Below are 22551 nucleotides of genomic sequence, written 5' to 3' on the forward strand. Positions count from 1 at the left end.
AGCCGCATGGCGGGACCACGGGCTCCGGGCTTGCGCGCGGAGCGCAGTGCCGGACGCCGCGCAGCGGCGTTTCGCGGTCGGAGACCGCTCCCAAGGGGATCGCGCCGGAATCGGCGCGGCGGCGGGGACCTGCCCCGCCTCGCGTCCGGAACGCCCGCTGGAGCGGCTCCAGCGCCGCGGCGCACAGGCCCGCTGAGACCTGACAATACTTCCGAAACGATTAGTAACCAGGTCCCCTGATGCCGGCGAGGCGCTCCCGCCCGATGTGGCGGGAGAGGCCAACGAAGGCCTCGACATAGGGCAGAGCCGCGTCCTCCTCGCGCACCGCGGCGTAGAGGGTGCTCCAGAGCCCATCGCGCCCGAGGGCGACCGAGGTAACGCGTCGGCGGTCCTGGTGCTCGGCAAGGGCCCAGGCCGGCAGCGCCGCCACGCCGCGCCGGCTCGCCACCAGCTGCACCAGCAGCGCGGTGAGCTCGGCGGTGCGCACCGCCGCCGGCTCCACCCCGGCCGGGGTGAGAAAGTGCTGGAAGATATCGAGGCGGCTGCGACAGACGGGGTAGGTGATCACCGTCTCGCCGGCGAGATCCTGCGGCTCGACCGAGGCACGTCGGGCCAGCGGCGCCTCCGCCGCCACCGCCAGCCGGACCTCGTGGCGGAACAGCGGCAGATAGCGAATGCCGCCAAGCAGCGGATCCGGGTCCGCCGTCACCACCAGGTCGATGGCGCCGCGCAGCAACGCCGGCAGGGCATGGAAACTGAAGCCGAGGGAGACGTCGGTCTCCACCTCCGGCCACTGCGCCCGGTAGGCGTCCAGCGCCGGCAGCAGCCACTGGAAGCAGCTGTGGCACTCGAGGGCGAGATGCAGACGCCCACTCTGCCCGCCCTGCAGGCGCTCCAGCTGGCGCAGGGTGCCGTCGACCTCGGGGAGCACCCGGCGCGCCAGGTCGAGCAGCCGCTCGCCGGCGGCAGTCGGCCGCAGCGGCCGGGCTGCCCTATGGAACAGCACCGTGTCGAGCTGTGCCTCGAGCGCCTTCACCTGGTGGGACAGTGCGCTCTGCGTGAGATGCAGGCGCCCGGCCGCCGCCACGAAGCCGCCACCCTCCTCGATGGCGAGGAGCGTGCGCAGATGGCGGAGCTCGATCTTCATGAGACTACCTCATATTGATGATGAACATCATGAGCTTGCCTCACCTCGGATCGGATGCCTAGGCTCCCGGGTCACCCCACATCACGGTGAGGCAGCCCCATGCCACGGATTCACAACCTCGGATTCCCCCGTATCGGCGCCCGACGCGAGCTCAAGCGCGCCCTCGAGGGCTACTGGGCCGGTCGGCTCGACGCCGACGAGCTGCAGCGCCGCGGCGCCGAGCTCCGGCGCCGGCACTGGCGCCAGCAGGCCGCCGCCGGGGTCGACCCGGTGCCGGTGGGCGACTTCTCCTGGTACGACCATGTGCTGGACGTCACGGCCATGCTCGGCGTCATCCCCGAGCGCTTCGCCGGCAACCCGCTGGATCTGGATACCCGCTTCCACATGGCCCGGGGGCGTGCGGCGGGTCGGCCCGACGTCGCGCCCTGCCCGATGACCAAGTGGTTCGACACCAACTACCACTACATCGTCCCCGAGCTCGAGGCGGCGAGCCGCTTCCGCGCCGACCCGGCGCCGCTGGTCGCGGAGCTCGCCGAGGCGCGGGCCGAGGGCCACACCCCCAAGCCGGTGCTGGTGGGGCCACTGACCTGGCTGCGGCTTGCCCGGCCCATCGACGGCAGCGACCCGCTTGCCCACGCGGACGCCCTCGCCGAGGCCTACGCGCGGCTGCTGCAGGGGTTGGGCGAGGCCGGCGCCGACTGGGTGCAGCTGGACGAGCCGGCGCTGGCCACCGATCTGCCGCAGGACTGGTGGGCCGCCGCCGAGCGGATCTACGATGCCCTGCGGACAGGCCCCGTGCGGGTGCTGCTGGCGGTCTACTTCGGTGACGCCGGGCCCTGGCAGCCCCGCCTGGAGTCGCTGCCGGTGGCCGGCCTGCACCTGGACGGGGTGCGTGCCACGGAGACGCTGGCCACTGCACTGGAGCGCTGGGACGGCGAGCGCGTGCTCTCGGCCGGGGTCATCGACGGCCGCAACGTCTGGCGCAGCGACCTCGACGCCCTCGCCGGCCGCCTCGGGCCGGCGGCACGCCGCCTCGGCGATGCCCTCTGGCTCGCTCCCTCCTGCCCGCTGCTGCACGTGCCGGTAGACCTGGAGGGCGAGACCCGCCTGCCCGAGGGGCTCCGCCCGCGGCTCGCCTTCGCCGTGCAGAAGCTCGACGAGCTCGGCGAGCTGGCGCGCCGGCTCGACGCCGCGGAGTTGCCGGCATCCGCCGGCGGCGCCACCGCCACGACCAGGGCAGAGGACGTGGTGTTCCCGCCGGAGCGGCTGCGCCGCCGCCGTCCCTACCCCGAGCGGGCCCCACGCCAGCGCGAACACCTGCGCCTGCCACGCGTGCCCACCACCACCATCGGCTCGCTGCCGCAGACGGCGGAGATCCGCCGCACCCGCCGGGACTGGCGCGCCGGGCGACTCGACGATGCAGCCTACGAGACGCGGATGCGCGAGGAGATCGGCCAGGCCATTGCCGAGCAGGAGGCCCTGGGGCTGGATGTGCTGGTGCACGGCGAGGCCGAGCGCAACGACATGGTGGAGTACTTCGGCGAGCGTCTGGAGGGCATTGCCACCACGGCCGGCGGCTGGGTCCAGAGCTACGGCAGCCGCTGCGTCAAGCCGCCCATCGTGCACGGGGCGATAAGCCGGCCTGGCCCGATCACCGTGCCCTGGTTCCGGCATGCGCAGTCGCTCACCGAGCGCCCGGTCAAGGGCATGCTCACCGGGCCGGTGACCATCCTGCAGTGGTCCTTCGTGCGCACTGACCAGCCCCGGGCGGAGACCGCACGGCAGCTCGCCGAAGCCCTGCGCGCGGAGGTGGCGGAGCTGGAGGCCGCCGGCGCGCGCATCATCCAGATCGACGAGCCTGCCCTGCGCGAGGGCCTGCCGCTGCGCGCCGCCGAACGCCCCGACTACCTGCGCTGGGCGGTGGACGCCTTCCGCCTCGCCTCCGCCGGGGTGGACGACAGCACCCAGATCCACACCCACATGTGCTATTCCGAGTTCGGTGACATTCTCGACGCCATCACCGAGCTCGACGCCGACGTCATCACCATCGAGGCGGCGCGCTCGCGCATGGCCCTGCTGGACGCCTTCGCCGAGCACGGCTATCCGAACGAGATCGGCCCAGGGATTTATGACATCCACTCCCCCCGGGTGCCCGAGCAGCAGGAGATGCTGGCCCTGCTCGAGGCCGCGGCACGCGTGTTCCCGCTGGAACGGCTGTGGGCCAACCCCGACTGCGGGCTGAAAACCCGCAGCTGGGCGGAAATCCGCCCGGCGCTCGCCAACCTGGTGGCCGCGGCGCGCACGCTGCGGGCACGCCACGAGGACTGACCGCCTACCGGCACAAGGGCCAGGGGCGGTCCGACCCCTGGCCGAAGCCCGCACAGGTCCATCCGCTCTGCAGTGATACAGTCCAAAGAATCGAGGCCGCGTCCGGGGCCATGATGTGCGGGGCTCCCGGTGGCGCCATCCGGCAGTGGGGGCAAATGCAGCGGCGGTGAAGAGGCGGCCAATGCTCCACGTCTTCGTCGTGGACGATCAGAATACCAATCGCAAGCTCCTGGCGAAGCTGGCTGGATCGCTCCGCCCGGCCGTTCGTGTCCACGAGTTCGCATCGCCCCTGCAGGCGCTGGATGCCGCCGCCACTGCGGCGCCGGACCTGGTCGTGACCGACTACGTCATGCCCGAGATGACCGGGGCCGAGCTGGTGCGCGCCCTGCGCGCGATCCCGGAATGCATCGAGCTGCCGGTGATCGTGGTCACCGCCTACGGCGACCGCGAGTACCGCTACGACGCTCTGGCCGCCGGCGCCACGGACTTCCTCCTGAGCCCGGTGGACCACGCCGAGTTCAAGGCCCGCGCCGGCAACCTGCTGGTCCTCCGGCGCCAGCAGCGGATCATCCGCCGCCGCGCCGCCCTGCTGGAGGCGCGCCTGAGCAGCCGCACCCGCCTGCAGGAGGAGGAGCTGCGGCACAGCGAGGAGAAGCTGCGCCTGGTGGTGAATACCGTGCCGGCCATGGTCAGCGCCATCGATCCGCAAGGCCGCTGCGTCTACATCAACAACCGCCAGGGGGTGTTCTTCGGTGTCGATCCGGAGATCGCCGCCGGCCAGCCGCTGGACAGAGTCTTCGATGCCGACTATGCCCAGCGTCACCAGGCCCTGAACGCCACCATCCTGCAGGAGCGCAGCGGCATCCAGGACATAGAGGAGCGCCTCGCCGACACCCATGGCCGCGAGCACGTGTTCCTCACCACCAAGGCCCCGCTGTACTCGGTCAATGACAGCATCTCCAGCATCGTCACGATCTCGGTGGACATCACCGAGCGCAAGGAGCTGGAATCCAGCCTCTGGAACCAGGCCCACTACGACGCGCTCACCGGCCTGCCCAACCGCAGCCTGCTGCACGACCGGCTCACCCATGCGCTGACGCGGGTGCACCGGGAGCATGCCCTGCTCGGCGTGTTCTACGTCGACCTCGACGGCTTCAAGGACATCAACGATGCCTACGGCCACAGCGTGGGCGATCAGGTCCTGCGCGCCTCGGCCGAGCGCCTCGGACAGAGGGTGCGGGCCGCGGATACCCTCGCCCGCCTCGGCGGCGACGAGCTGGTGGCGGTGGTCGAGGGCATGCGCTCCGCGGACGAGGCCGACACCTTTGCCAGCAAGCTACTGGACGCGCTGCGCGATCCGCTGCCCGCCGCCGGTCTGCGCTTCCAGCTGCGGGCGAGCATCGGCATCGCCCTGAGCTACGATGGCCAGGAGAGCCCGGAGAGCATCCTCTCCCAGGCGGACGCCGCCCTCTACGACGCCAAGGCCCAGGGCGGCAACCAGTGGGCCTACTACACCCCCGCCCTCACCGCCCGCGCCCAGCGCCGAATACAGCTGGAGGGCGCGCTGCGCCATGCGCTGGACCAGGATCTCGCCCAGCTCGGCCTGGCGGTGCAGCCGATCCGGACACTCGAGGGCGACGTGCTCGGTCACGAGGCGCTGGTGCGCTGGGAGCACCCGGTGGACGGCTGGGTGCCGCCGCACGAGTTCCTCGCCGTCGCCGAGTCCACCGGGCTCATGTCGGAGCTGGGCCGGCTGATGCTCACGGCGGCGACCCAGTGGGCGATGCGGGAGGACGCGGGGCGGATCGCGGTCAACGTCTCGCCGGAGGAGCTCGCGGCCCAGGGCTTCACGGCCACCTGCCTCGGCATCCTGGAGCGTACCGGCCTGCCACCGCAGCGACTGGAGCTGGAAATAACCGAGGGGGGGCTGATGCGCCAGGACGAGGCCACGCTTCACCGCCTGGACAGCCTGCGCCGGCGCGGGGTGAGCATTGCCATCGACGATTTCGGCACCGGCTATTCCTCGCTCCAGTACATCAAGGCCCTGCCCGTGGACCGGCTCAAGATCGATCGCAGCTTCATCGCCGGACTGGCCGGAGATGCCGATAATCGCGCCATCGTTGCCGCCGCCCTGACGGTCGCCCAGCATTTCGGTCTGGAGGTGGTCGCCGAGGGCGTGGAGAGCGCCGCGGATGCCGAGGCCCTCGCACAGATCGGCGTACGCGAGATGCAGGGTTTCCACTGCGGGCGCCCGACGCTCGTGGCACGCTTCTCGGAACTGCTGTGACTGGGCTCCGCCCAGTGGGAGAACGGCTGATGGCACGCGCGGCGCCGCATTCACTGCTCGCCCGCATCCGGGCGCGCCTCGCCGGGCGGCCGGACAGCGAGCACAACCAGGCCGTCGTGCGCCTGGCCATTGTCGCCCTCATCGGCGGCTACTCGCTCGCCCTCTGGAGCGGCGGCGCGATCACGGCCGCCGAGTTCCGCCTGTGCGGGCTCATCGCCGCCGGCTATCTTGCGCTGTCGGCGCTCTATTTCGGGCTGATCCTGCACCGGCCGGGGCGCTCGCCCACCCGGCGGCTACTCGCCATGGCGACGGACATGGGCACGCTGACGCTGTTCATCGCCGTCAGCGGCGTCTGGGGCACGGCGCTGTACCCTGTCTACCTGTGGATCACCCTCGGCAACGGCTTCCGGTACGGCCTGTTCTACCTCGGGGCCTCGGCGGTGACGAGCCTGGCGGGCTTCGGCTGGATCGTCGCCACCGCCGACTACACCCACGCCGGCTGGCGCATCGAGCAGTACGGGCTGCTGGCGGGGCTGGTCATCGTGCCCGCCTATGCGGCGAGCCTGATCCGCCGGCTCACCCAGGCGAAGGCCGAGGCGGAGGCGGCGAACCACGCCAAGAGCCGCTTCCTCGCCAACATGAGCCACGAGCTGCGGACACCGCTGAACTCCATCATCGGCATGAGCGATCTGCTCCGGGCAACCCGCCTGGACACCGAGCAGCGCGAGATGGTGGGCACCGTGCAGACCTCTGGCCGGGCCCTGCTCGGGCTGATCAACGACATCCTCGACCTCTCCCGAATCGAAGCCGGCCGCATGCCGGTGGAGCGGGTAGACTTCGACCTCGATCACGAGCTTGCCCAGATCGGCGCCATCCTTCGCCCGCAGACCGACGCTCGCGGGCTCTCCCTTACCCTGGCCGTCGATGCCCGCGTGCCGCCCCGGCTCACGGGCGACATCCAGCACCTGCGGCAGATCCTGCTCAACCTCGGCTCCAACGCGGCCAAGTTCACCGAGCGCGGGGGCGTGCGCATCGCCGTGCAGTATTGCGGCGAGGGGGCCGACGGCGTGCAGCTGCGGTTCAGCGTGGCGGACACCGGCGTCGGCCTGCCGGCCTCCGCCTTGCAGGAGATCTTCGAGAGCTTCAGCCAGGGGCGTAATGCCGTGGCCGGCCAGCGCGGCGGCACCGGCCTCGGGCTCGCCATCTCGCGCCAGCTCGCCGGCCTGCTCGGCGGGCAGATCCATGTCGCGAGCCAGGAGAACGTCGGCAGCACCTTCACCCTGGAACTGACGCTGGCGCCCGCGGCGGCGGAGGAGGCGGCCAGGACGGCCGCAGGCGGTGCGCCGACGCTGCTCTGCCTGAGCGGTACCCTGGCCAGCCCGGCGCTGCTGCGCCCGGTGATGGCCGACAGCGGCTGGCGCCTGCAGACGGTGGAGGGTCTCGAGGAGGCGGCGCGCGAGGCCGCCGCCGGCGGCAGCGGGCGCGTTTTCCTGGCGCTCGACAGCGAGGCCGCGGCGGACGCCCTCGGCACGCTGCACCGGCGCCTGCCGCGACTGCGCTGCGCCTGTCTGCTGCTCGGCGAGGCCACCACGCCAGTGGCATTGTCGGCGGAGGCGGTGGTGGAGCTGCCGACAGACCCCGATCAGGCCAGCCTGGCGCGCGCCCTGCGGGCCCTGGCGGCGCTGGATCCGCTCGGCGCGAGCGCCGCCTCCGGCGATGCGGCGGACGGCACCCAAACGCACCGGCGGCCACTGCGGGTACTCGGGGCCGATGACAACGCCATCAACCGCCGGGTCACGGCCAAGATCCTGGAGGGCGCGGGACATGAGGTGGAGATGGTCGAGAGCGGCGATGCCGCCCTGGACCGCCTCGAGGAGGCGCGGTTCGACGCCGTGCTGATGGACGTCAACCTGCCCGGCACCAGCGGCATCGACGCGGTGAAGCTCTACCGCTTCGCCCACCCCGGCGACGACGGTCCGCCGTTCATCGCACTCACCGCCGACGTCACCGAGGAAACCCGCGCGGCCTGCCGCGATGCGGGCATGGCCGGTTTCCTCGCCAAGCCCATCGACGCCGGGCGGCTGCTCGACACCCTGGACAGCCTCACCGGTGGCGCAGCCGAGGCCCGGGCGGAGGACGCCGCGCCGAGCAATGTCACGCCCATCGAGCGCCATCCGACCTTCGCCGGCGACCTCGGCCCGGTGCTCGACGAGCGCACCCTCGCCCGGCTGCTCGAGCTGGATCCGGATCCGGCCTTCGTGCGCGACGTCCTCGAGGACTACCTCGGCGACGCGGGCAACCTCATCGAGCAGCTGGTGGCGGCTCTCGAGCGCGGCGCCATCGGCGAGGCACGGGACGCCGCCCATGCCCTGCGCGGCACCTCCGCCAATGTCGGGGCGCAGCGCCTGCAGCGGCTGGCCAGCGAGCTCCACGGCGCCCCGGCGGCACGGCTCGCCAGCGACGGCCTGCGCCGGTCGCGGGAGCTGCCGGCGGAGCTCACCCGCTTCCTCGAGGCTGCGCGCCGCTACGTCGGCCACCGCGCAGGGCAGCGGCACAGCCGCTGACCCCACGCGGGCCGACGGTCAGTCGCGGACACGGCGGTCCTGTGCCGCTGCCAGGCGCGCCATGCGCCGCAGCTCGGGCTCGCCCAGGGTGAGCGCCGAATCCACCCACACCTCGGTGATATCCACGAGCTCCTCGTGACTGACGGGATGGACACGCTCCCGGATGCGCTGCAGCGCCCGCCGGGTGCGAAGCTGACGGCGCTCGCGGCGGATGAAGTCGTGCACGCCGCTCTCGCCTTCGCCGTCCTCGACCAGCACGTCCACGATGCCCGCCTCGTGCATCTCCTCGGCGCTGTAGACCCGCCCGCTCAGAATCAACCGCTCCGCGTAGGCGGGGCTCACCCGGCGGCTGAGGAAGCTGTAGGCCCCCATGCCGGGAAACAGGCCGAACAGGATCTCCGGCAGGCCGAACTTGGCGCTACGCTCGGCGATGATGACGTCGTCGGCGAGGGCGCACTCGAAGCCGCCACCGAGGGCGTCCCCCTGCACCAGCGAGATGGTGCAGATGGGCAGGTTCAGGTTGGTGGCGCGACGATGCTGCCCGTCGACGCAGGCCCGCGCGTAGTGCAGCAGACCGGCGCGATCACCGGCGCGAATCAGCTCCATGAAGCTGGCGAGATCGCCACCGAGGTTGTAGATCCCCGGCAGACGGGAACCGGTGACCACGAACTCGAACGGGCAGGCCCCTTCGAACGCCGCGCGGCGGCTGATGTAGTCCAGCGTTGCCGTCATCTCGCCGAGCAGGTTGAGCGTAAAGCTCGGCCGCCCGCGTGGCGCCATGTACTGCCAGAGCACACCGGCCTCGGCATCCTCGACCACCTCGAGGTCGCTGAAGCTGGGCAGCACCGGGCGCTCGGGGGCCGCCGGCTGCAGGCGGCGGGCAGTGCCGCCGTTCTCGATCAGCCCGCTCCGTCCCTGGAGGGAAGTCGCGTCCTGCGGGGCTGCACTCTGTCCGGAAAGGGCGTTCATGAACATCAGGGGTCTCCTGTGATGGGTAGGGAGGCCCTAGCAGCATGTTCCGCCCTCCGGGGGGCATCAACGGAGAAGCGTTAATACTGTGAAACAGTTCCTTGCGGGTTGCCCGCCATTGTAGGCGGACAACCGCAATCCGAGGGGGTACCACTCGCGGGCGTAGCTCAAGCCCACGGTGCGCCCAGCCCCCTTGGCGTACACGGGGGGGAATCCTGAGCGCCTGGTTGATGGCGGACCGATAGCCCTCACTGAGCAGGCGGCCCACCGCTTCTTCCGCCGCCGCACAGGTGCTGGGAACGCGGCGATTCGCCGTTTTGCTGCACCGCACGATAGGGTGATGCCGAACGAGCTCACGGCGCCTTGTGCGCCATGCACAGCCTCAGGGAGGCCAGCATGATCGGCATCCTTTTCCTCACCATCGCCGTCGCCGTCGTTCCCGCAGTGGCCGCGCTGGCCGACCCGAGCGGTGACCGCGCCCGCCTGCGCGAGGCCCGCCGGACCCTGCGCACCCACGGCTACCGCTTTGCGCCGGGCTCCGCGGCCGAGCGCCGGGCCCTGCGCATCGTGCTCGAGGGCGACCCCATCGAGACGATCTGAGGCGGGGAACGCCAACGGCCCGGGTCCGCCCGGCGCAGCCGGGTTCCTACAGGACGGGCTATAGCTCCTCGCGGCGCGGTGGGTCGGCGCCATGGCGGGAGCAGGTGATCGCGGCGACGCGGCCGGCGAAGTCGAGCGCCGCGGCGAGTTCCGCCTCGCCCGCGGCGGCAAGGGGCTCGCGGCGCAGCAGGCCCTGCGCGCGCAGGCTGGCGAGGAGCCCGGCGTGGAAGGCGTCGCCGGCACCGACGGTATCCGCCACCTCCACCGACCGCCCGGGCATCGCCAACCGCCGGTGGCCGGTGAACGCCACAGCGCCGTCCCCGCCGCGGGTCATCACCACCAGCGCCGGGCCGCTCGCCTGCCAGCGGCGCGCGACGGCCTCGGGCGCCTCCTCCGGATAGAGCCACTCCAGGTCCGCACGGCTCACCTTGACCACATCCACCAGGGTGATCCAGCCCTCCAGGCGGCGCGCCCAGTCACGGCGGTCCCGGATCACCCCCGGGCGCACGTTCGGGTCCAGCGACAGGACGCGGCGGCCGCTTTCGCGGCGCATCAGCCCCTCCAGCGTCGTCGCCGAGGGCTCCTGCATCAGCGAGATGGACCCGAGCTGCAGGCACTCCACCGCTGCGGGGAGCGCCCGCGGGAGGTCCTCCGGCGCCAGGCTGCGATCGGCGGCGTTCTCCGAGTAGAAAGCGAACTGCGGCTCCTCGCCCGGTGCCAGGCTGACGAAGGCGAGGGTGCTGGGCTGTTCGGCGCGGGTCACGTAGCCGAGGTCCACACCGTTACCGGCGAGCCCGTCGGCCAGCTGGTCACCGAAGAAGTCAGACGACAGCCGGGTGAGGAAGCCGGTGGGCACCCCAAGGCGGGCCGCCGCGATGGCCACGTTCAGCGGCGAGCCGCCGATGCAGGGCCGGTAGCCCCGGGCACCATCGGCGCCGGTCATGGGCACGAAATCGATCAGGGCCTCTCCGCAGCAGATGATCACTTGCTTTCCTCGCTTTGCCTGCCTGCAGTCAGCCCGCATATCTCACCGATTCGCGGCTGCGGGCGCCACCACCAGGGTGAGTCCCCGATGCGCCACGACCACCACCTCCGTGCCCGGATCGAGGGGCTGGCCGTCGGCGCTGCGCGCCCTCCAGCGCTCGCCGCGCAAGCGCACCTGGCCGTGTGGGCACAGCCGCGTCGCGACCGTCGCCCGCTCGCCGAGCAGCGCTGCCACACCGTGGGGCGGCGCATCGCGCAGCGCATGGCGGTACAGGGGATAGAGGGCGACGTCCTTGACGAGCCAGAGGGCGAGGGCGATCCAGACCCAGCGCGGGGGGAGCCAGCCCGCGGCGACCGCGACGTAGAGGAGCACCGCCACCAGTGCCGCCTCAGGCAGCTGGATCAGCGTGTAGCGCAAGGCCACCGGCAGGCGTCGCCCCGGCTCTGAGGTCATCGGGCCGAGCAGCCTCCAGGTGGTTCCGCCCGCGCAGGCGGCGGCGTAAGGTACGCGGCGGAGCGCGACGCGGGTCGGCGGTGGCCCGGATCGCGCCAGGCAACACTACGAACCGGGCCGTGGAGTGCGTCGCCGTGAGAGCCTATTTCGACGAGCGTCAGGACCTGCACCATCCGAAGACCTATTTCACCCGGGGGCAGATGCGCGCGCCCCAGGAGATTCCCGCGCGCACGGCGCGTATCCGCGCCGGGCTCGAGCAGGCGGGGATCACCGTCGCCGCGCCTGCCGATCATGGCATGCGCCCGATCAACCGGGTCCACGATCTCGGCTATCTCCGCTTCCTCGAGTCCTGTCATCGGCGCTGGGTGGCCATGCCGGACGACTGGGGCGAGGAGGTGCTCTCCAACATCTTCGTGCGCAGTCCCAACCCGCTGCGCGGCATCCTGGCCGAGGCGGGCCGCTACCTTGCCGACGGCAGCTGCCCGGTAGGGGCCGGCACCTGGGAGGCGGCCTACTGGTCGGCGCAGGCGGCACTGTCGGCGGCCGATGACGTGCTGCGCGGCGAGGGCATGGCCTATGCGCTCTGCCGCCCCCCGGGCCACCATGCCCGGGTGGATGCCGCCGGCGGCTTCTGCTACCTGAACAACGCGGCCATCGCCGCCGAGGCGCTGCGCGAGCGCTTTCCCCGCATCGCCATCCTGGACAGCGACGTCCATCACGGCCAGGGCATCCAGGAGATCTTCTACGAGCGCAGCGATGTGCTCTACCTCTCCATCCACGGCGATCCGACCAACTTCTACCCCGTGGTCAGCGGCTTCGAGGACGAGCGCGGGGCCGGTCCCGGCCACGGGTACAACATCAACCTGCCGCTGCCCCACGGCTCGGGGCCGGACGCCTTCTTCGAGCGCCTGGACGAAGCCCTCAATGCCATCCGGCTGTTCGGGCCGGATGCGCTGGTGCTCGCCACCGGCTTCGACATCTATCGCGAGGATCCGCAGGCCAAGATCGCCGTCGAATCCACGGACTTCGCGCGCCTCGGCCAGGCCATCCGGGAGCTCTCGCTGCCCACCCTGGCGGTACAGGAGGGCGGCTATCATCTGGACACGCTGGCGGAGAACACGGTTCAACTGATGCGGGGCCTGCGCCGCCAGCCCGCATAGCTCACCGATTCGCGCGGCGGGGGCGGCGTCGCCGCGCCCCGTCACTCACGGCGCGGACCCGCATCGAGCCCGCTGAGCTCAGAGCGCGCCTGCTCGTAGGCGGACTCCAGCTGACGCTGCCACCGCTCGGCCCCGAGCACCTGCCGCCGCGCATCCAGGCCAAGCCCGTAGAGGTAGGTCTGGAACCGCGGGCCACGCAGCGCTCGCAGCAGCAGCTGCTCGAGCCGGGCGACCAGGGGATCCGGGGTGTCGGCCAGCACGGCATAGCCGCGTGTGGTGGCCACCGTGACCGGGTGGCCAAGCTCGTAGCTGGTCGGCACGTCCGCGAGCGTGGTCGGGCGCTCGCGCTGGAGCACCGCCAGCGCGCGCGCGGTACCCTTGGCGAGCACGGGACGTGCCTCGCTGAGGTTCGCGAGAATGGCGTCCACGGCGCCCGCGCGCAGCGCCGCCACCATGTCGCCGCCGCCCCCGAACGGGATCGCCCGCGTCTCGACGCCGGCCAGGGCCGCCCAGCGACGAATGCCGACATGCTCGGTACCGCCGATCTGCGCCACGCCCCAGAGGATCGGCTCGCGCCGGCCGGCGTCGATCAGCCCGGCATAGTCGGCCGGGCCGGAGCCGGCATCCACGAGGATGACCTGCGGATCCTGCACCGCGCGAGCGACGCCCTGCAGTTCCCCGATGTCCGCGAACGGGGACTGGTCGCGAGCGATGGTGTAGAGATGGGTCTCGGTGAGCGCAAGCACGGTGTGGCCGTCGGTACCGCGGCTCGCAAGGTACTCGTGGGCCGCGCGGGCACCACCGCCCTGGCGGTAGACCACCTCCAGCTCGGCGCCCGCCGCCTCCGCCGCCGGCAGCCACTCGCGAATGGTCAGATCGGTACCGCCACCGGCGGAGGCATGGGAGACCACCTGGATCGGCGCGCAGGGCCAGGCATCGGCGGAACAGGCCTGCGCCGGCCCGATGCCGGGGAGCCCCGGCACAAGCAGCATCAGTCCGATCAGCTGCACCATCCTCATGGGGTTCTCCCCGCACACGGCACCTGCTCGCTTATCCTATCGAATGCAGTATCAGGCCTCAGAGCCCCGGAGCGGGCCTGTGTGGGGGCCGACAAGACGTGCGATAGGCTCAGTCCTCGCTGCCGGTGCGCCGATCGGCCGACGGGTCGTGGACGAAGCCCGAGTCGATGAACATCGCCAGCTTGTGGCGCAGGTGCGCGCGCAGGATGCGGGCGAGGCGCTCACCGTCGCGGGCGGCCAGGGCCTCGTTCATGGCCTCGTGATCGGCCACCGCCTGAGCCCAGTGCGCCTCGCTCAGCCGGGTGGCGTAGCGGGCCTGGCGCACGCGGGCACTCAGCCGCTGGTAGACGTCGCTCAGCGCCTCGTTGCGGGCTGCGGCGATGATGCCCTCGTGGATGCGGCGATTGAGGGCGAAGTAGGCCTCGCGCTCGCGGCGCCGGTAGTGGGCGAGCATCCGGTAGTGCAGGGCCTGCAGCTCGGCGAGCTCGGCCTCGCTCATCCGCTGGCAGGCGAGCTCGCCGGAGAGCGCCTCCAGCGACCCCATCACGGCGAAGGTGTCCTCGAGCATGTCGCGGGTCAGGCGCACGACTCGGGCGCCGCGATTCGGCAGCAGCTCCACCAGACCCTCCGCCGCCAGGACCTTCAGCGCCTCCCGCAGCGGCGTGCGCGAGACGCCGAACTCCTCGCACAGGCGCTTCTCCGGGATGCGGCTGCCCGGCGCCAGCTCACCGGCCTCGATCAGCGCCCGGAGGCGCTGGGCGGCCTCATCGTGCAGTGCCCCTTGTCGGATTTTCTCCATGGCTGGCCTCCAGCCTCCTTCGCCGTGATGTCGCCCGCGCAGTGTTACCCAGGCAGCCGGGGCTGACCACCCCGCAACGACCCGACGAGCGGTGCCGCGGCGCCGAGCCGGCCCATGCCGCGGCTCGCGCCGTCAGCCAAGTGCATAATGCATGCAGTTTGAGCGGCAACGACTTGCAATGGCGTGTCCAGGGGCTATATACCGGTCCCACGGGGCGGCATACTGCAGCGGATTGCATTATGCACGCATAATCACGAACCGGAGGAGAGCCCAGCCGTGACCTACCACGCCGGCCGCCACTTCCTGCAGATCCCTGGACCCACCAACGTGCCGGACCGGGTTCTGCGGGCCATGGACTACCCCACCATCGACCACCGCGGCCCCACCTTCCAGCGGCTCGGGGAAGAGATCCTGAGCGCGATCAAGGCGGTTTTCCGCACCGAAGGGCCGGTGGTGATCTACCCCGCCTCGGGCACCGGCGCCTGGGAGGCGGCCCTGGTCAACACGCTCTCGCCGGGCGACCGGGTGCTGATGTTCGAGACCGGGCACTTCGCCACGCTCTGGCAACAGATGGCCGAGCGCATCGGCCTGCGCCCGGAGTTCCTGGAGGGCGACTGGCGCAGCGGCGCCGACCCGGAGCGCATCGAGGCGGTACTGGCGGAGGACCGCGAGCACGCGATCAAGGCGGTAGCGGTGGTCCATAACGAGACCTCCACTGGCGTCACCAGCCGCATCGCGGACGTTCGCGCCGCCATCGATCGCGCCGGACACCCGGCCCTGCTGCTGGTCGACACCATCTCCTCGCTCGCCTCGATCCGCTACGAGCACGACGCCTGGGGCGTGGACGTCACCGTTGCCGGCTCGCAGAAGGGGCTGATGCTGCCACCGGGGCTGTCCTTCAACGCCATCTCGGAGAAAGCCCTCGCCGCCTCGCGCAAGGCGCGCTGCCCGCGCTCGTACTGGGCCTGGGACGACATGCTCGGCCCGAATGCCAAGGGCTTCTTCCCCTACACGCCGGCCACCAACCTGCTCTACGGCCTGCGCGAGGCGCTGCGGATGCTCGAAGAGGAGGGCCTGGACAACGTCTTCGCCCGCCACGACCGGCACGCCGCGGCCACCCGCGAGGCGGTGCGGGCCTGGGGGCTGGAGCTCCTCTGCCGCAATGAGGACGAGTTCTCCAGTTCGCTCACCGCGGTGATGATGCCCGAGGGCCATGATGCCGACGCCCTGCGCCGGGTGATCCTGGAGCACTTCGACATGTCCCTCGGCGCGGGGCTAAGCAAGCTGGCCGGGCGGGTGTTCCGCATCGGCCATCTGGGCGACTTCAACGATCTGACCCTCGCCGGGACACTCGCCGGCGTGGAGATGGGCATGGCCCTGAACGGCACGCCCCACCGTGCCGGAGGCGTGAACGCCGCCATGGCGAGCCTGGTACAGGCGCACGGGAGCTGATCCCCGGCGCGGACGGAAAAAGAGAGACGGCGGGGCACGGACCGTGCCACGTCCATAACAGCAACCCCAAGGGGAGGAGAGAGCAATGCGCTCATTGAAGACGATGACTCGCTGCAGCGCCGCGGTGGCCGCCCTGGCCCTGTGGCTCACGCCCGGCGCCGGCATGGCTCAGACCGAGCTGCAGTTCGGCCACGTGGGCAACCCGGGCTCCCTGTTCTCGCAGTCCGCCGACGAGTTCGCCAAGCGGGCCAACGAGCGCCTGGGCGACGACTACGAGGTGGTGGTGTACGGCTCGAGCCAGCTCGGCAGCGACACCTCCATGCTGCAGAAGGTCAAGCTCGGCCAGGTCACCTTTACCCTGCCCTCCACGGTGATGTCCTCGGTGGTGCCGCAGTTCGGCGTCTTCGAGATGCCCTACCTGGTGTCGGACCGGGAGCACATGGCCCGCATCGCCGAGGAGGTGGTCAAGCCGATGCTCTACCCGCTGGCCGAGGAGCAGGGCTACAAGATCATCGGCATCTGGGAGAACGGCTTCCGCCAGATCACCAACAATGTGCGCCCGATCAACGTGCCGGCGGACCTGGACGGCATCAAGCTGCGCACGCCAAAGGGCAAGTGGCGCGTGCGCATGTTCGAGGAGTACGGCGCCGACCCGTCCCCGATGGCGCTCTCCGAGGTCTTCACCGCGCTGCAGACCGGCACCATGGACGGCCAGGAGAACCCGCTGGTGCAGATCTACTCGCAGAAGTTCCAGGAGGTGCAGGACTACCTCTCCATCACCAACCACGTCTACACCCCGGCCTACGTGACCGTGTCCGCCAACCACTGGCAGCAGCTGCCGGCGGACGTGCGTGAGGTTCTGGAGAGCACCGCCGAGGAGCTGCAGGGCTACGTCTACGAGATCGCCGCTGCGCAGGACGAGGAGCTGCTCGGGGAGATGGAGGCCGCCGGCATGGAGATCAACGAGGCCGATCAGCAGGCCTTCGTCGACGCCAGCGGACCCATCTACGACGCCTTCGCCGAGGAGGTGGAAGGCGGCCGTGAGCTGATCGACAGCGCGCTCGAGCTCGCCGAGTAGGGCCCCCGCGGCCACCCCTTACCGGCCCGCCCCACCGGGGCGGGCCGTTTCCGCACGGACGGAGAAACGTCCATGACCACTGCCAAACTGCGCGCCGGCTTCGAGTGGCTGCTGGAGGCGATCACCATCCTGCTGGTGGTTGCCCTCGCCATCGTGGTGCTGCTCGGCGTCGGCTTCCGCTTCGGCGGCAACGCGCTCAACTGGTATGACGAGGTGGCCTCGGTGATGCTCGCCTGGGTCACCTACTACGGTGCGGCGCTCGCCGCGCTCAAGCGCGGCCATATCAGCGTCCCGGGGCTGGTGGCCAGGCAGCCGCGCACGCTGCGGGTCATACTGGTCGCTATCGGCGAGGCCATCATTATCGGCTTTTTCGCCCTGCTCGCCTGGTACGGCTGGCACGTCATCCAGGTGCTGTCGGGCAGCACGCTGGTGAGCGTGCCGATCCCGGTGGCCGTGACCCAGTCGACCATTCCCATCGGCGCCGCGCTCTACGTCATCGCCGAGCTGCTCAACCTGCCCACAATCCTGCGCGAGGCCTGGGAGGGCCGCTCTCCGCCGCGTGAGGAAGATGTCGTGGAGGCGATGCGATGACCGGGGCACTGCTGATAATCGCCGCGCTGGCGATGATCTTCATCAACATTCCCATCGCCGTCGCCCTGGGCGCGGTGTCGATCCTGGCGATGGTCGTGACCCAGGGCTGGGGCTCGCTGCTGAGCTTCCCCATCGTCATGTTCGACGGCGCCACCAAGTTCCCGCTGATCGCCATCCCGCTGTTCATCCTAGCCGGGGCGATCATGAACACCGGCGGCATCTCGCGGCGGCTGATCGACTTCGCCTCGGCGCTGCTCGGTTTCATCCGTGGCGGGCTGGCAATGGTGAACATCGGGACCTCGCTGTTCTTCGCCGAGATCTCCGGCTCCGCCGTGGCGGACGTGGCCGCGCTCGGCTCCATCCTGATGCCGGCGATGAAGCGCAAGGGCTACCCCGCCCCGTTCGCCGCCGCCATCACCTCGTCCTCCGCCTCGCTCGCCATCATCATCCCGCCCTCGATCCCCATGATCCTCTACGCGGCCATGGCCGACACCTCGGTGGTGCAGCTGTTCGTGGCGGGCATCGTGCCGGGCCTGATGGGCGGGCTGATGATGATGGCCCTCGCCTGGTTCTTCGCCGTCCGCTACAACTATCCGGTGGAGGAGGCCTTCCAGCTGCGCCGGGTCTGGGTGACGTTCAAGGCCGCGGGGCTCGCTTTCGTGCTGCCACTGATCATCCTCGGCGGCATCTTCGGCGGCATCATGACCGCCACCGAGGGCGCGGCGCTGGCGGTGCTGGCGGCGCTGGTGATCAGCTTCCGTTACGGCGAGCTGCGCTGGTCGACGCTGCGCGCGGCCATCGTCGAGGGCGGCGTGCAGACGGCGGTGGTGATGCTGCTGGTGGCGAGCTCGGCGTTGCTCGGCGACTACCTCACCCGCGCCCAGCTGCCCCAGACCCTGGCTCAGATGATCAGCAGCTGGACCAGCGACAAGTACGCCGTGCTCGCGCTGCTCAACGTCTTCCTGCTGCTGATCGGCATGATCCTGCACTCGGCGGCGGCGATCATCCTCACCGTGCCCATCGTCATGCCGCTGGTGCTCGCCGTCGGCATCGACCCGGTCCACTTCGGCCTGATCGTGACGCTGAACCTCGCCATCGGCCAGCAGACGCCGCCCGTGGCGAGCGTGCTGATGACCGCCTGCTCTGTGGCCAAGGCGGATATATGGGAGGTCACCAAGGTGAACATCCCCTTCATCATCCTGCTGTTCGGGCTGCTGATGATGGTGACCTATCTCCCCGTGATCCCGATGGGCCTCGTGGAGCTGTTCTACCGATGAGCCGCCGAGCCGGCCCGGGAGCTGTGTAATGGAGACCGACGAGCTGCTGATCCGGCGCGAGGGCCACCTTGCCTGGATCACCTTCAACCGCCCGGCGGCGCGCAACGCCATGACCTGGGCGATGTACGACCGCCTGGAGGAAGTCTGCGCGGAGATCGAGGCCGACCCCGAGGTGGCGGTGGTCATCCTGCGCGGGGCCGGGGGCGAGGCCTTCGTCGCCGGCACCGATATCGGCCAGTTTCGGGACTTCCGCGAGCCGGCGGACGCCACCGACTACGAGGCCCGCATCGAGCGCATCGTCGGCCGCCTGGAGGCCCTGCCCCGGCCGACCATCGCCCTCATCGAGGGTGCCTGCGTCGGCGGCGGCGCCGCGCTGGCGCTCGCCTGCGACTTCCGCTTCGCCACCCCGGGGCTGAGGCTCGGCGTGCCCATCGCCAAGACCCTGGGCAACACGCTGTCCGTGACCAATCTCGCCCGGCTGGTGGATCTCGTCGGCGCCGCGCGCACCAAGGAGATGCTGATGCTGGCACGCCTGCTCGGCGCCGAGGAGGCGAAGGCCGCCGGCGCGGTGACCGACGTCTTCCCGCCGGAGCGCATCGAGGACGAGGTGCGGGCGGTGGCGGAACGCCTGGCGGGGCTCGCGCCGCTCACCCTGCGCGCCACCAAGGAGGGCATCCGGCGGGTGCTCCAGGGTCGGCGGCCGGCACTGGAGCAGGGCAGCGATCTGGTGCGCGAGTGCTACATGAGCGAGGACTTCCGCTCGGCGGTGCGCGCCTTTACCGAGAAGACCCCACACGAGTGGCGCGGCCGCTGATCGGCCGCGAGGAGAGATGACCATGCTGCCTCTGGACGGACTGCGCGTCCTCGACCTCTCCCAGATCATGGCCGGCCCCTACTGCACCATGGTGCTGGGCGACCTGGGTGCCGAGGTGATCAAGGTCGAAAAGCTCAACGGCGGCGACGACTCGCGCCAGATGGGCCCCTACGTGGACGGCGAGTCCACCTGCTTCATGCAGATCAACCGCAACAAGAAGAGCATCGGGCTCAACCTGAAGAGCGACGAGGGCCGCGGCCTGTTCCACGACCTCGCCCGCCGCGCCGACATCATCGTCGAGAATTTCCGCCCCGGCGTGACGGCCTCCCTCGGCGTCGGCTTCGAGGACATCCGCGCCCTCAACCCCGGCATCATCTACTGCTCCATCTCCGGCTTCGGCCAGACCGGCCCGTACAGCCAGAAGGGCGGCTTCGACCTCGTCGCCCAGGGGATGACCGGGCTCATGAGCATGACCGGTGAGCCCGACCGGCGCCCGGTGAAGACCGGCATCGCCGTCTACGACATCGGCGCCGGCATGACTGCCGTCTACTCGATCCTGGCCGCCGTCATCCACCGCCAGCGCAGCGGCGAGGGCCAGCACATCGACGTCGCCGTCGCCGAGTGCGGCCTGCCCTGGTTTACCTGGGAGGCGGCCGCCTATTTCGCCGAGGGCACCGTGCCCGAGCGCACCGGCTGGCGGCACCGGGTGTCCGCCCCCTATCAGGCGCTGCGCACCGCCGACGGCTATCTCATGCTCGGCTGCGCCAACCAGCGCACCTGGGAGCGCTTCTGTCGCGAGGTAGTGGAGCACCCGGAATGGGAGACGGACCCGCGGTTCGTCACCAACCAGGACCGCGGCCGCAACGTCGAGGCCCTGGAGGCGCTGATCGAGGCAGTCCTCGAGACCCACGACACCGCCTACTGGCTCGAGCGCTGCGACGCCGCCGGCGTGCCGGCGGGGCCGATCAACCGCTTTGATCAGGCGCTCGCGGACCCGCACTACCAGGCCCGGGGCATGGTCCAGTCCTTCGAGCATCCAGTGGCCGGGACGGTGAACACGCTGGGCTTTCCCAGCAAGTTCTCGGCGACCCCGCCCAGCATCCGCGCCGCCGCGCCCACCCTGGGCCAGCATACCGAGGCGGTGCTCGGCGAGCTGGGACTGGATGCGGACCGGCTCGCCGCACTGCGGGAATCCGGCGCCATCGCGTAGCCGGTCAGGGCTCGATACCGGGGGTTAGGCCGGCGGCCTCGATACCGGCGGCGGCGGCCACCTCGTCGTTGTCGGAGCTGTCGCCGCTCACACCCACGGCACCGATGACGAGCCCCTCGCCGTCCAGCACGAGCACGCCGCCGGCCACGGCCACGAAGCCGTCCGGCGCAGTCGCTGCCACCGCGGCCAGGAAGGCCGGCCGAGCCTCGTTGCGTGCGCCCACGACGCGGCTGGCGGTGCCCGTTCCGAGCGCGGCCTGGGCCTTGCCTGCGGCCACGGGAAAGCGTAGCGGCCCGCAGCCGTCCTCGCGCTCGGCGGCCACCAGATTGCCGCCGCCGTCGAGCACCACCACCGTCACCGGCTGCAGGCCCCCGGCCCGTGCCCGGGCCAGAGCCCCGTCCACGATGGTCCGCCCCACCTGCCGCGACAGCGCCACCCGATGCCGATAGACTGCCCCCGCCATGATGCCCTCCTTCTCGTTGTCTGACCCCCCGGCCGGGGCGGTTGCTGCACGTTACCAGCTTCCTCTGGCAGGCGCGGCATGCCGGCTCCCGGCGGCAGGCGCATGAGCACCCCCCGCGCGGAGACCGACGCCACGCCGGCGGTGCTGACCGCCACCACCGCGGCGCTGACCTTCGCCGCGATGACCGCGCTCTTCCCCGCCGCCATCGCGCCGGCGCTCGGCGCCGCGCTGGGCGTGCCGGCAGCCCTGGTCGGCCTGCAGATCAGCCTGGTCTACGGCGGCGCCATGACCAGCTCCCTCATCGGCGGTGCGCTCACCCGGCGCGTCGGCGCCTGCCGCGCCACCCAGGCGGCGCTGCTGCTGCTCGGCGGCGGCGCAGCGCTGGCGGCGCTGCCGAGTCTGGCCGCGTTCGCCCTGGCCTCGGTGCTGATCGGGCTCGGCTACGGCATGACCAACCCGGCCGCGTCCCATCTGCTCGCCCGCTTCACGCCGAGCGGCCGGCGCGGGCTCGTCTTCAGCATCAAGCAGACCGGGGTACCCCTCGGCGGCGTCCTCGCCGGGGCGCTGGCCCCGGCGCTGGCGCTGGGCCTCGGCTGGCAGTGGGCGCTGGCGGCACTGCTGCTGCCAGCCGCCCTGGGCGTGCTGCTGCTGCAGCCACGACGCAAGGCCTGGGACGACGACCGCGAGCGGGGCGTGCGCTGGCTCGCCTCGCCGCTGGCGGATCTGCGCCTGGTGTGGGCGCATCGCCCGCTGCGGCTGCTGTCGCTGGCGGGCTTCTGCTTCGCCGCCATTCAGCTCAGCCTGTCGGTGTTCACGGTGACGCTGCTGGTGGAGGATCTGGGCGTGCCGCTGGTGCAGGCCGGGCTGGTGATGTCGGCGGTCCAGGTCACCGGTGTGGTCGGCCGCGTGCTCTGGGGATGGGCGGCGGACCGGCTGGGCAGCGGCCTGGTCACGCTCATGCTCGCCGCCGGGGTCACCGCGGCGGGTACGCTGGCGACGGCCGCCATGACCCCGCTCTGGCCGCTGTGGCTGGTGGCCGCCACGCTCTGTGCCTTCAGTTTCTCGGCGCTCGGCTGGAACGGGGTGTATCTGGCCGAGGTGTCCCGGCTCGCACCACGGCAGGCGGTGGCCCGGGCCTCGGGCGGGTCGCTGTTCTTCACCTTCGGCGGCGTGCTGGTGGGGCCGCCCCTGTTCAGCGCCCTGCGCCTCGCCCTCGGCAGCTACAGCCTCACCTTCGGCGCGCTCCTGGTGGTCGCGGCCGGCGGGATTGCCTGCGTCTTCCAGGCTCGCCGGCTGGCGGGCCGCGACTGAGCTTTTCGGAATCCGCGAGGCGGCAGGAACTTTCACCGCCGTGC

The 22551-nt window shown here is 71.3% G+C and carries 19 protein-coding genes; 12 read left to right on the plus strand and 7 right to left on the minus strand.

The genetic code is table 11. The annotated features are described in order from the left end of the window. Positions 1 to 220: 220 nt before the first annotated feature. Positions 221 to 1147, minus strand: coding sequence for a LysR family transcriptional regulator (locus LMH63_RS17860; protein ID WP_109675045.1), 927 nt, complete (start codon positions 1145 to 1147; stop codon positions 221 to 223). A gap of 99 nt (positions 1148 to 1246) precedes the next feature. On the opposite strand from LMH63_RS17860, the gene metE reads away from it, so the two are divergent. The 3 genes from metE to LMH63_RS17875 all read left to right on the plus strand — a co-directional run bounded on the left by metE (position 1247) and on the right by LMH63_RS17875 (position 8326). Continuing rightward, complete coding sequence (gene metE / locus LMH63_RS17865) at positions 1247 to 3475, plus strand: 5-methyltetrahydropteroyltriglutamate--homocysteine S-methyltransferase (protein ID WP_109675047.1); 2229 nt, start codon at positions 1247 to 1249, stop codon at positions 3473 to 3475. A gap of 181 nt (positions 3476 to 3656) precedes the next feature. Then, positions 3657 to 5762, plus strand: a complete 2106-nt coding sequence (locus LMH63_RS17870) for a two-component system response regulator (protein ID WP_109675049.1) — start codon at positions 3657 to 3659, stop codon at positions 5760 to 5762. Between the two features lie 29 nt (positions 5763 to 5791). After that, a complete protein-coding gene (locus tag LMH63_RS17875) occupies positions 5792 to 8326 on the plus strand; it encodes an ATP-binding protein (RefSeq protein WP_109675051.1) in 2535 nt (844 codons plus the stop codon). Positions 8327 to 8344: 18 nt separating this feature from the next. Here the strand turns inward: LMH63_RS17875 and LMH63_RS17880 are convergent, their stop codons facing one another. Next, a complete protein-coding gene (locus LMH63_RS17880) occupies positions 8345 to 9301 on the minus strand; it encodes a crotonase/enoyl-CoA hydratase family protein (RefSeq protein WP_199225548.1) in 957 nt (318 codons plus the stop codon). A gap of 390 nt (positions 9302 to 9691) precedes the next feature. Here LMH63_RS17880 and LMH63_RS17885 point away from each other — a divergent pair, with 390 nt between their 5' ends. Next, positions 9692 to 9895 (plus strand): hypothetical protein, encoded by a 204-nt coding sequence (locus tag LMH63_RS17885; RefSeq protein ID WP_109675053.1) that lies wholly within the window; start codon positions 9692 to 9694, stop codon positions 9893 to 9895. Positions 9896 to 9953: 58 nt separating this feature from the next. On the opposite strand, the gene LMH63_RS17890 is transcribed toward LMH63_RS17885, so the two are convergent. Both LMH63_RS17890 and LMH63_RS17895 read right to left on the minus strand, forming a co-directional pair. Beyond that, complete coding sequence (locus tag LMH63_RS17890) at positions 9954 to 10880, minus strand: carbohydrate kinase family protein (RefSeq protein ID WP_109675054.1); 927 nt, start codon at positions 10878 to 10880, stop codon at positions 9954 to 9956. A gap of 42 nt (positions 10881 to 10922) precedes the next feature. Then, positions 10923 to 11333 carry an NfeD family protein gene (locus LMH63_RS17895; RefSeq protein ID WP_109675056.1) on the minus strand — a complete coding sequence of 137 codons (411 nt, stop codon included), beginning with the start codon at positions 11331 to 11333 and terminating at the stop codon, positions 10923 to 10925. 134 nt (positions 11334 to 11467) lie between these two features. On the opposite strand from LMH63_RS17895, the gene LMH63_RS17900 reads away from it, so the two are divergent. Continuing rightward, positions 11468 to 12493 (plus strand): histone deacetylase family protein, encoded by a 1026-nt coding sequence (locus LMH63_RS17900; RefSeq protein ID WP_109675059.1) that lies wholly within the window; start codon positions 11468 to 11470, stop codon positions 12491 to 12493. A gap of 41 nt (positions 12494 to 12534) precedes the next feature. Here the strand turns inward: LMH63_RS17900 and LMH63_RS17905 are convergent, their stop codons facing one another. Both LMH63_RS17905 and LMH63_RS17910 read right to left on the minus strand, forming a co-directional pair. Further along, positions 12535 to 13512, minus strand: a complete 978-nt coding sequence (locus tag LMH63_RS17905) for a Bug family tripartite tricarboxylate transporter substrate binding protein (protein WP_109675061.1) — start codon at positions 13510 to 13512, stop codon at positions 12535 to 12537. Between the two features lie 109 nt (positions 13513 to 13621). Then, on the minus strand, positions 13622 to 14311 hold the full coding sequence (locus LMH63_RS17910) for a GntR family transcriptional regulator (protein WP_109675063.1): 690 nt from the start codon (positions 14309 to 14311) through the stop codon (positions 13622 to 13624). 276 nt (positions 14312 to 14587) lie between these two features. Here LMH63_RS17910 and LMH63_RS17915 point away from each other — a divergent pair, with 276 nt between their 5' ends. The 6 genes from LMH63_RS17915 to LMH63_RS17940 all read left to right on the plus strand — a co-directional run bounded on the left by LMH63_RS17915 (position 14588) and on the right by LMH63_RS17940 (position 20733). Further along, a complete protein-coding gene (locus LMH63_RS17915; RefSeq protein ID WP_109675065.1) occupies positions 14588 to 15763 on the plus strand; it encodes a pyridoxal-phosphate-dependent aminotransferase family protein in 1176 nt (391 codons plus the stop codon). An 85-nt stretch (positions 15764 to 15848) separates the two neighbouring features. Then, positions 15849 to 16841: a TRAP transporter substrate-binding protein gene (locus LMH63_RS17920; RefSeq protein ID WP_199225549.1), complete on the plus strand. Its 993-nt coding sequence runs from the start codon at positions 15849 to 15851 to the stop codon at positions 16839 to 16841. A gap of 72 nt (positions 16842 to 16913) precedes the next feature. Further along, a complete protein-coding gene (locus LMH63_RS17925) occupies positions 16914 to 17432 on the plus strand; it encodes a TRAP transporter small permease (protein ID WP_109675069.1) in 519 nt (172 codons plus the stop codon). After that, a complete protein-coding gene (locus tag LMH63_RS17930) occupies positions 17429 to 18709 on the plus strand; it encodes a TRAP transporter large permease (protein ID WP_109675071.1) in 1281 nt (426 codons plus the stop codon). Before LMH63_RS17925 ends, LMH63_RS17930 begins: the two co-directional genes overlap by 4 nt. A 28-nt stretch (positions 18710 to 18737) precedes the next feature. Then, the gene (locus LMH63_RS17935; RefSeq protein WP_109675073.1) at positions 18738 to 19523 is read left to right on the plus strand and encodes an enoyl-CoA hydratase/isomerase family protein; all 786 of its coding nucleotides are present in this window, start codon (positions 18738 to 18740) and stop codon (positions 19521 to 19523) included. A gap of 16 nt (positions 19524 to 19539) precedes the next feature. Then, positions 19540 to 20733 carry a CaiB/BaiF CoA transferase family protein gene (locus LMH63_RS17940; RefSeq protein WP_199225550.1) on the plus strand — a complete coding sequence of 398 codons (1194 nt, stop codon included), beginning with the start codon at positions 19540 to 19542 and terminating at the stop codon, positions 20731 to 20733. A 4-nt stretch (positions 20734 to 20737) separates the two neighbouring features. Here LMH63_RS17940 and LMH63_RS17945 read toward each other — a convergent pair whose 3' ends face one another. Continuing rightward, a complete protein-coding gene (locus LMH63_RS17945; RefSeq protein WP_109675075.1) occupies positions 20738 to 21196 on the minus strand; it encodes a GlcG/HbpS family heme-binding protein in 459 nt (152 codons plus the stop codon). A gap of 102 nt (positions 21197 to 21298) precedes the next feature. Here LMH63_RS17945 and LMH63_RS17950 point away from each other — a divergent pair, with 102 nt between their 5' ends. Then, entirely contained in the window at positions 21299 to 22507 is a 1209-nt protein-coding gene (locus LMH63_RS17950; protein ID WP_158280250.1) for an MFS transporter, read from the plus strand. Positions 22508 to 22551 lie beyond the last annotated feature (44 nt).

Source organism: Spiribacter halobius, assembly GCF_020883455.1.
Classification (GTDB): domain Bacteria; phylum Pseudomonadota; class Gammaproteobacteria; order Nitrococcales; family Nitrococcaceae; genus Sediminicurvatus; species Sediminicurvatus halobius.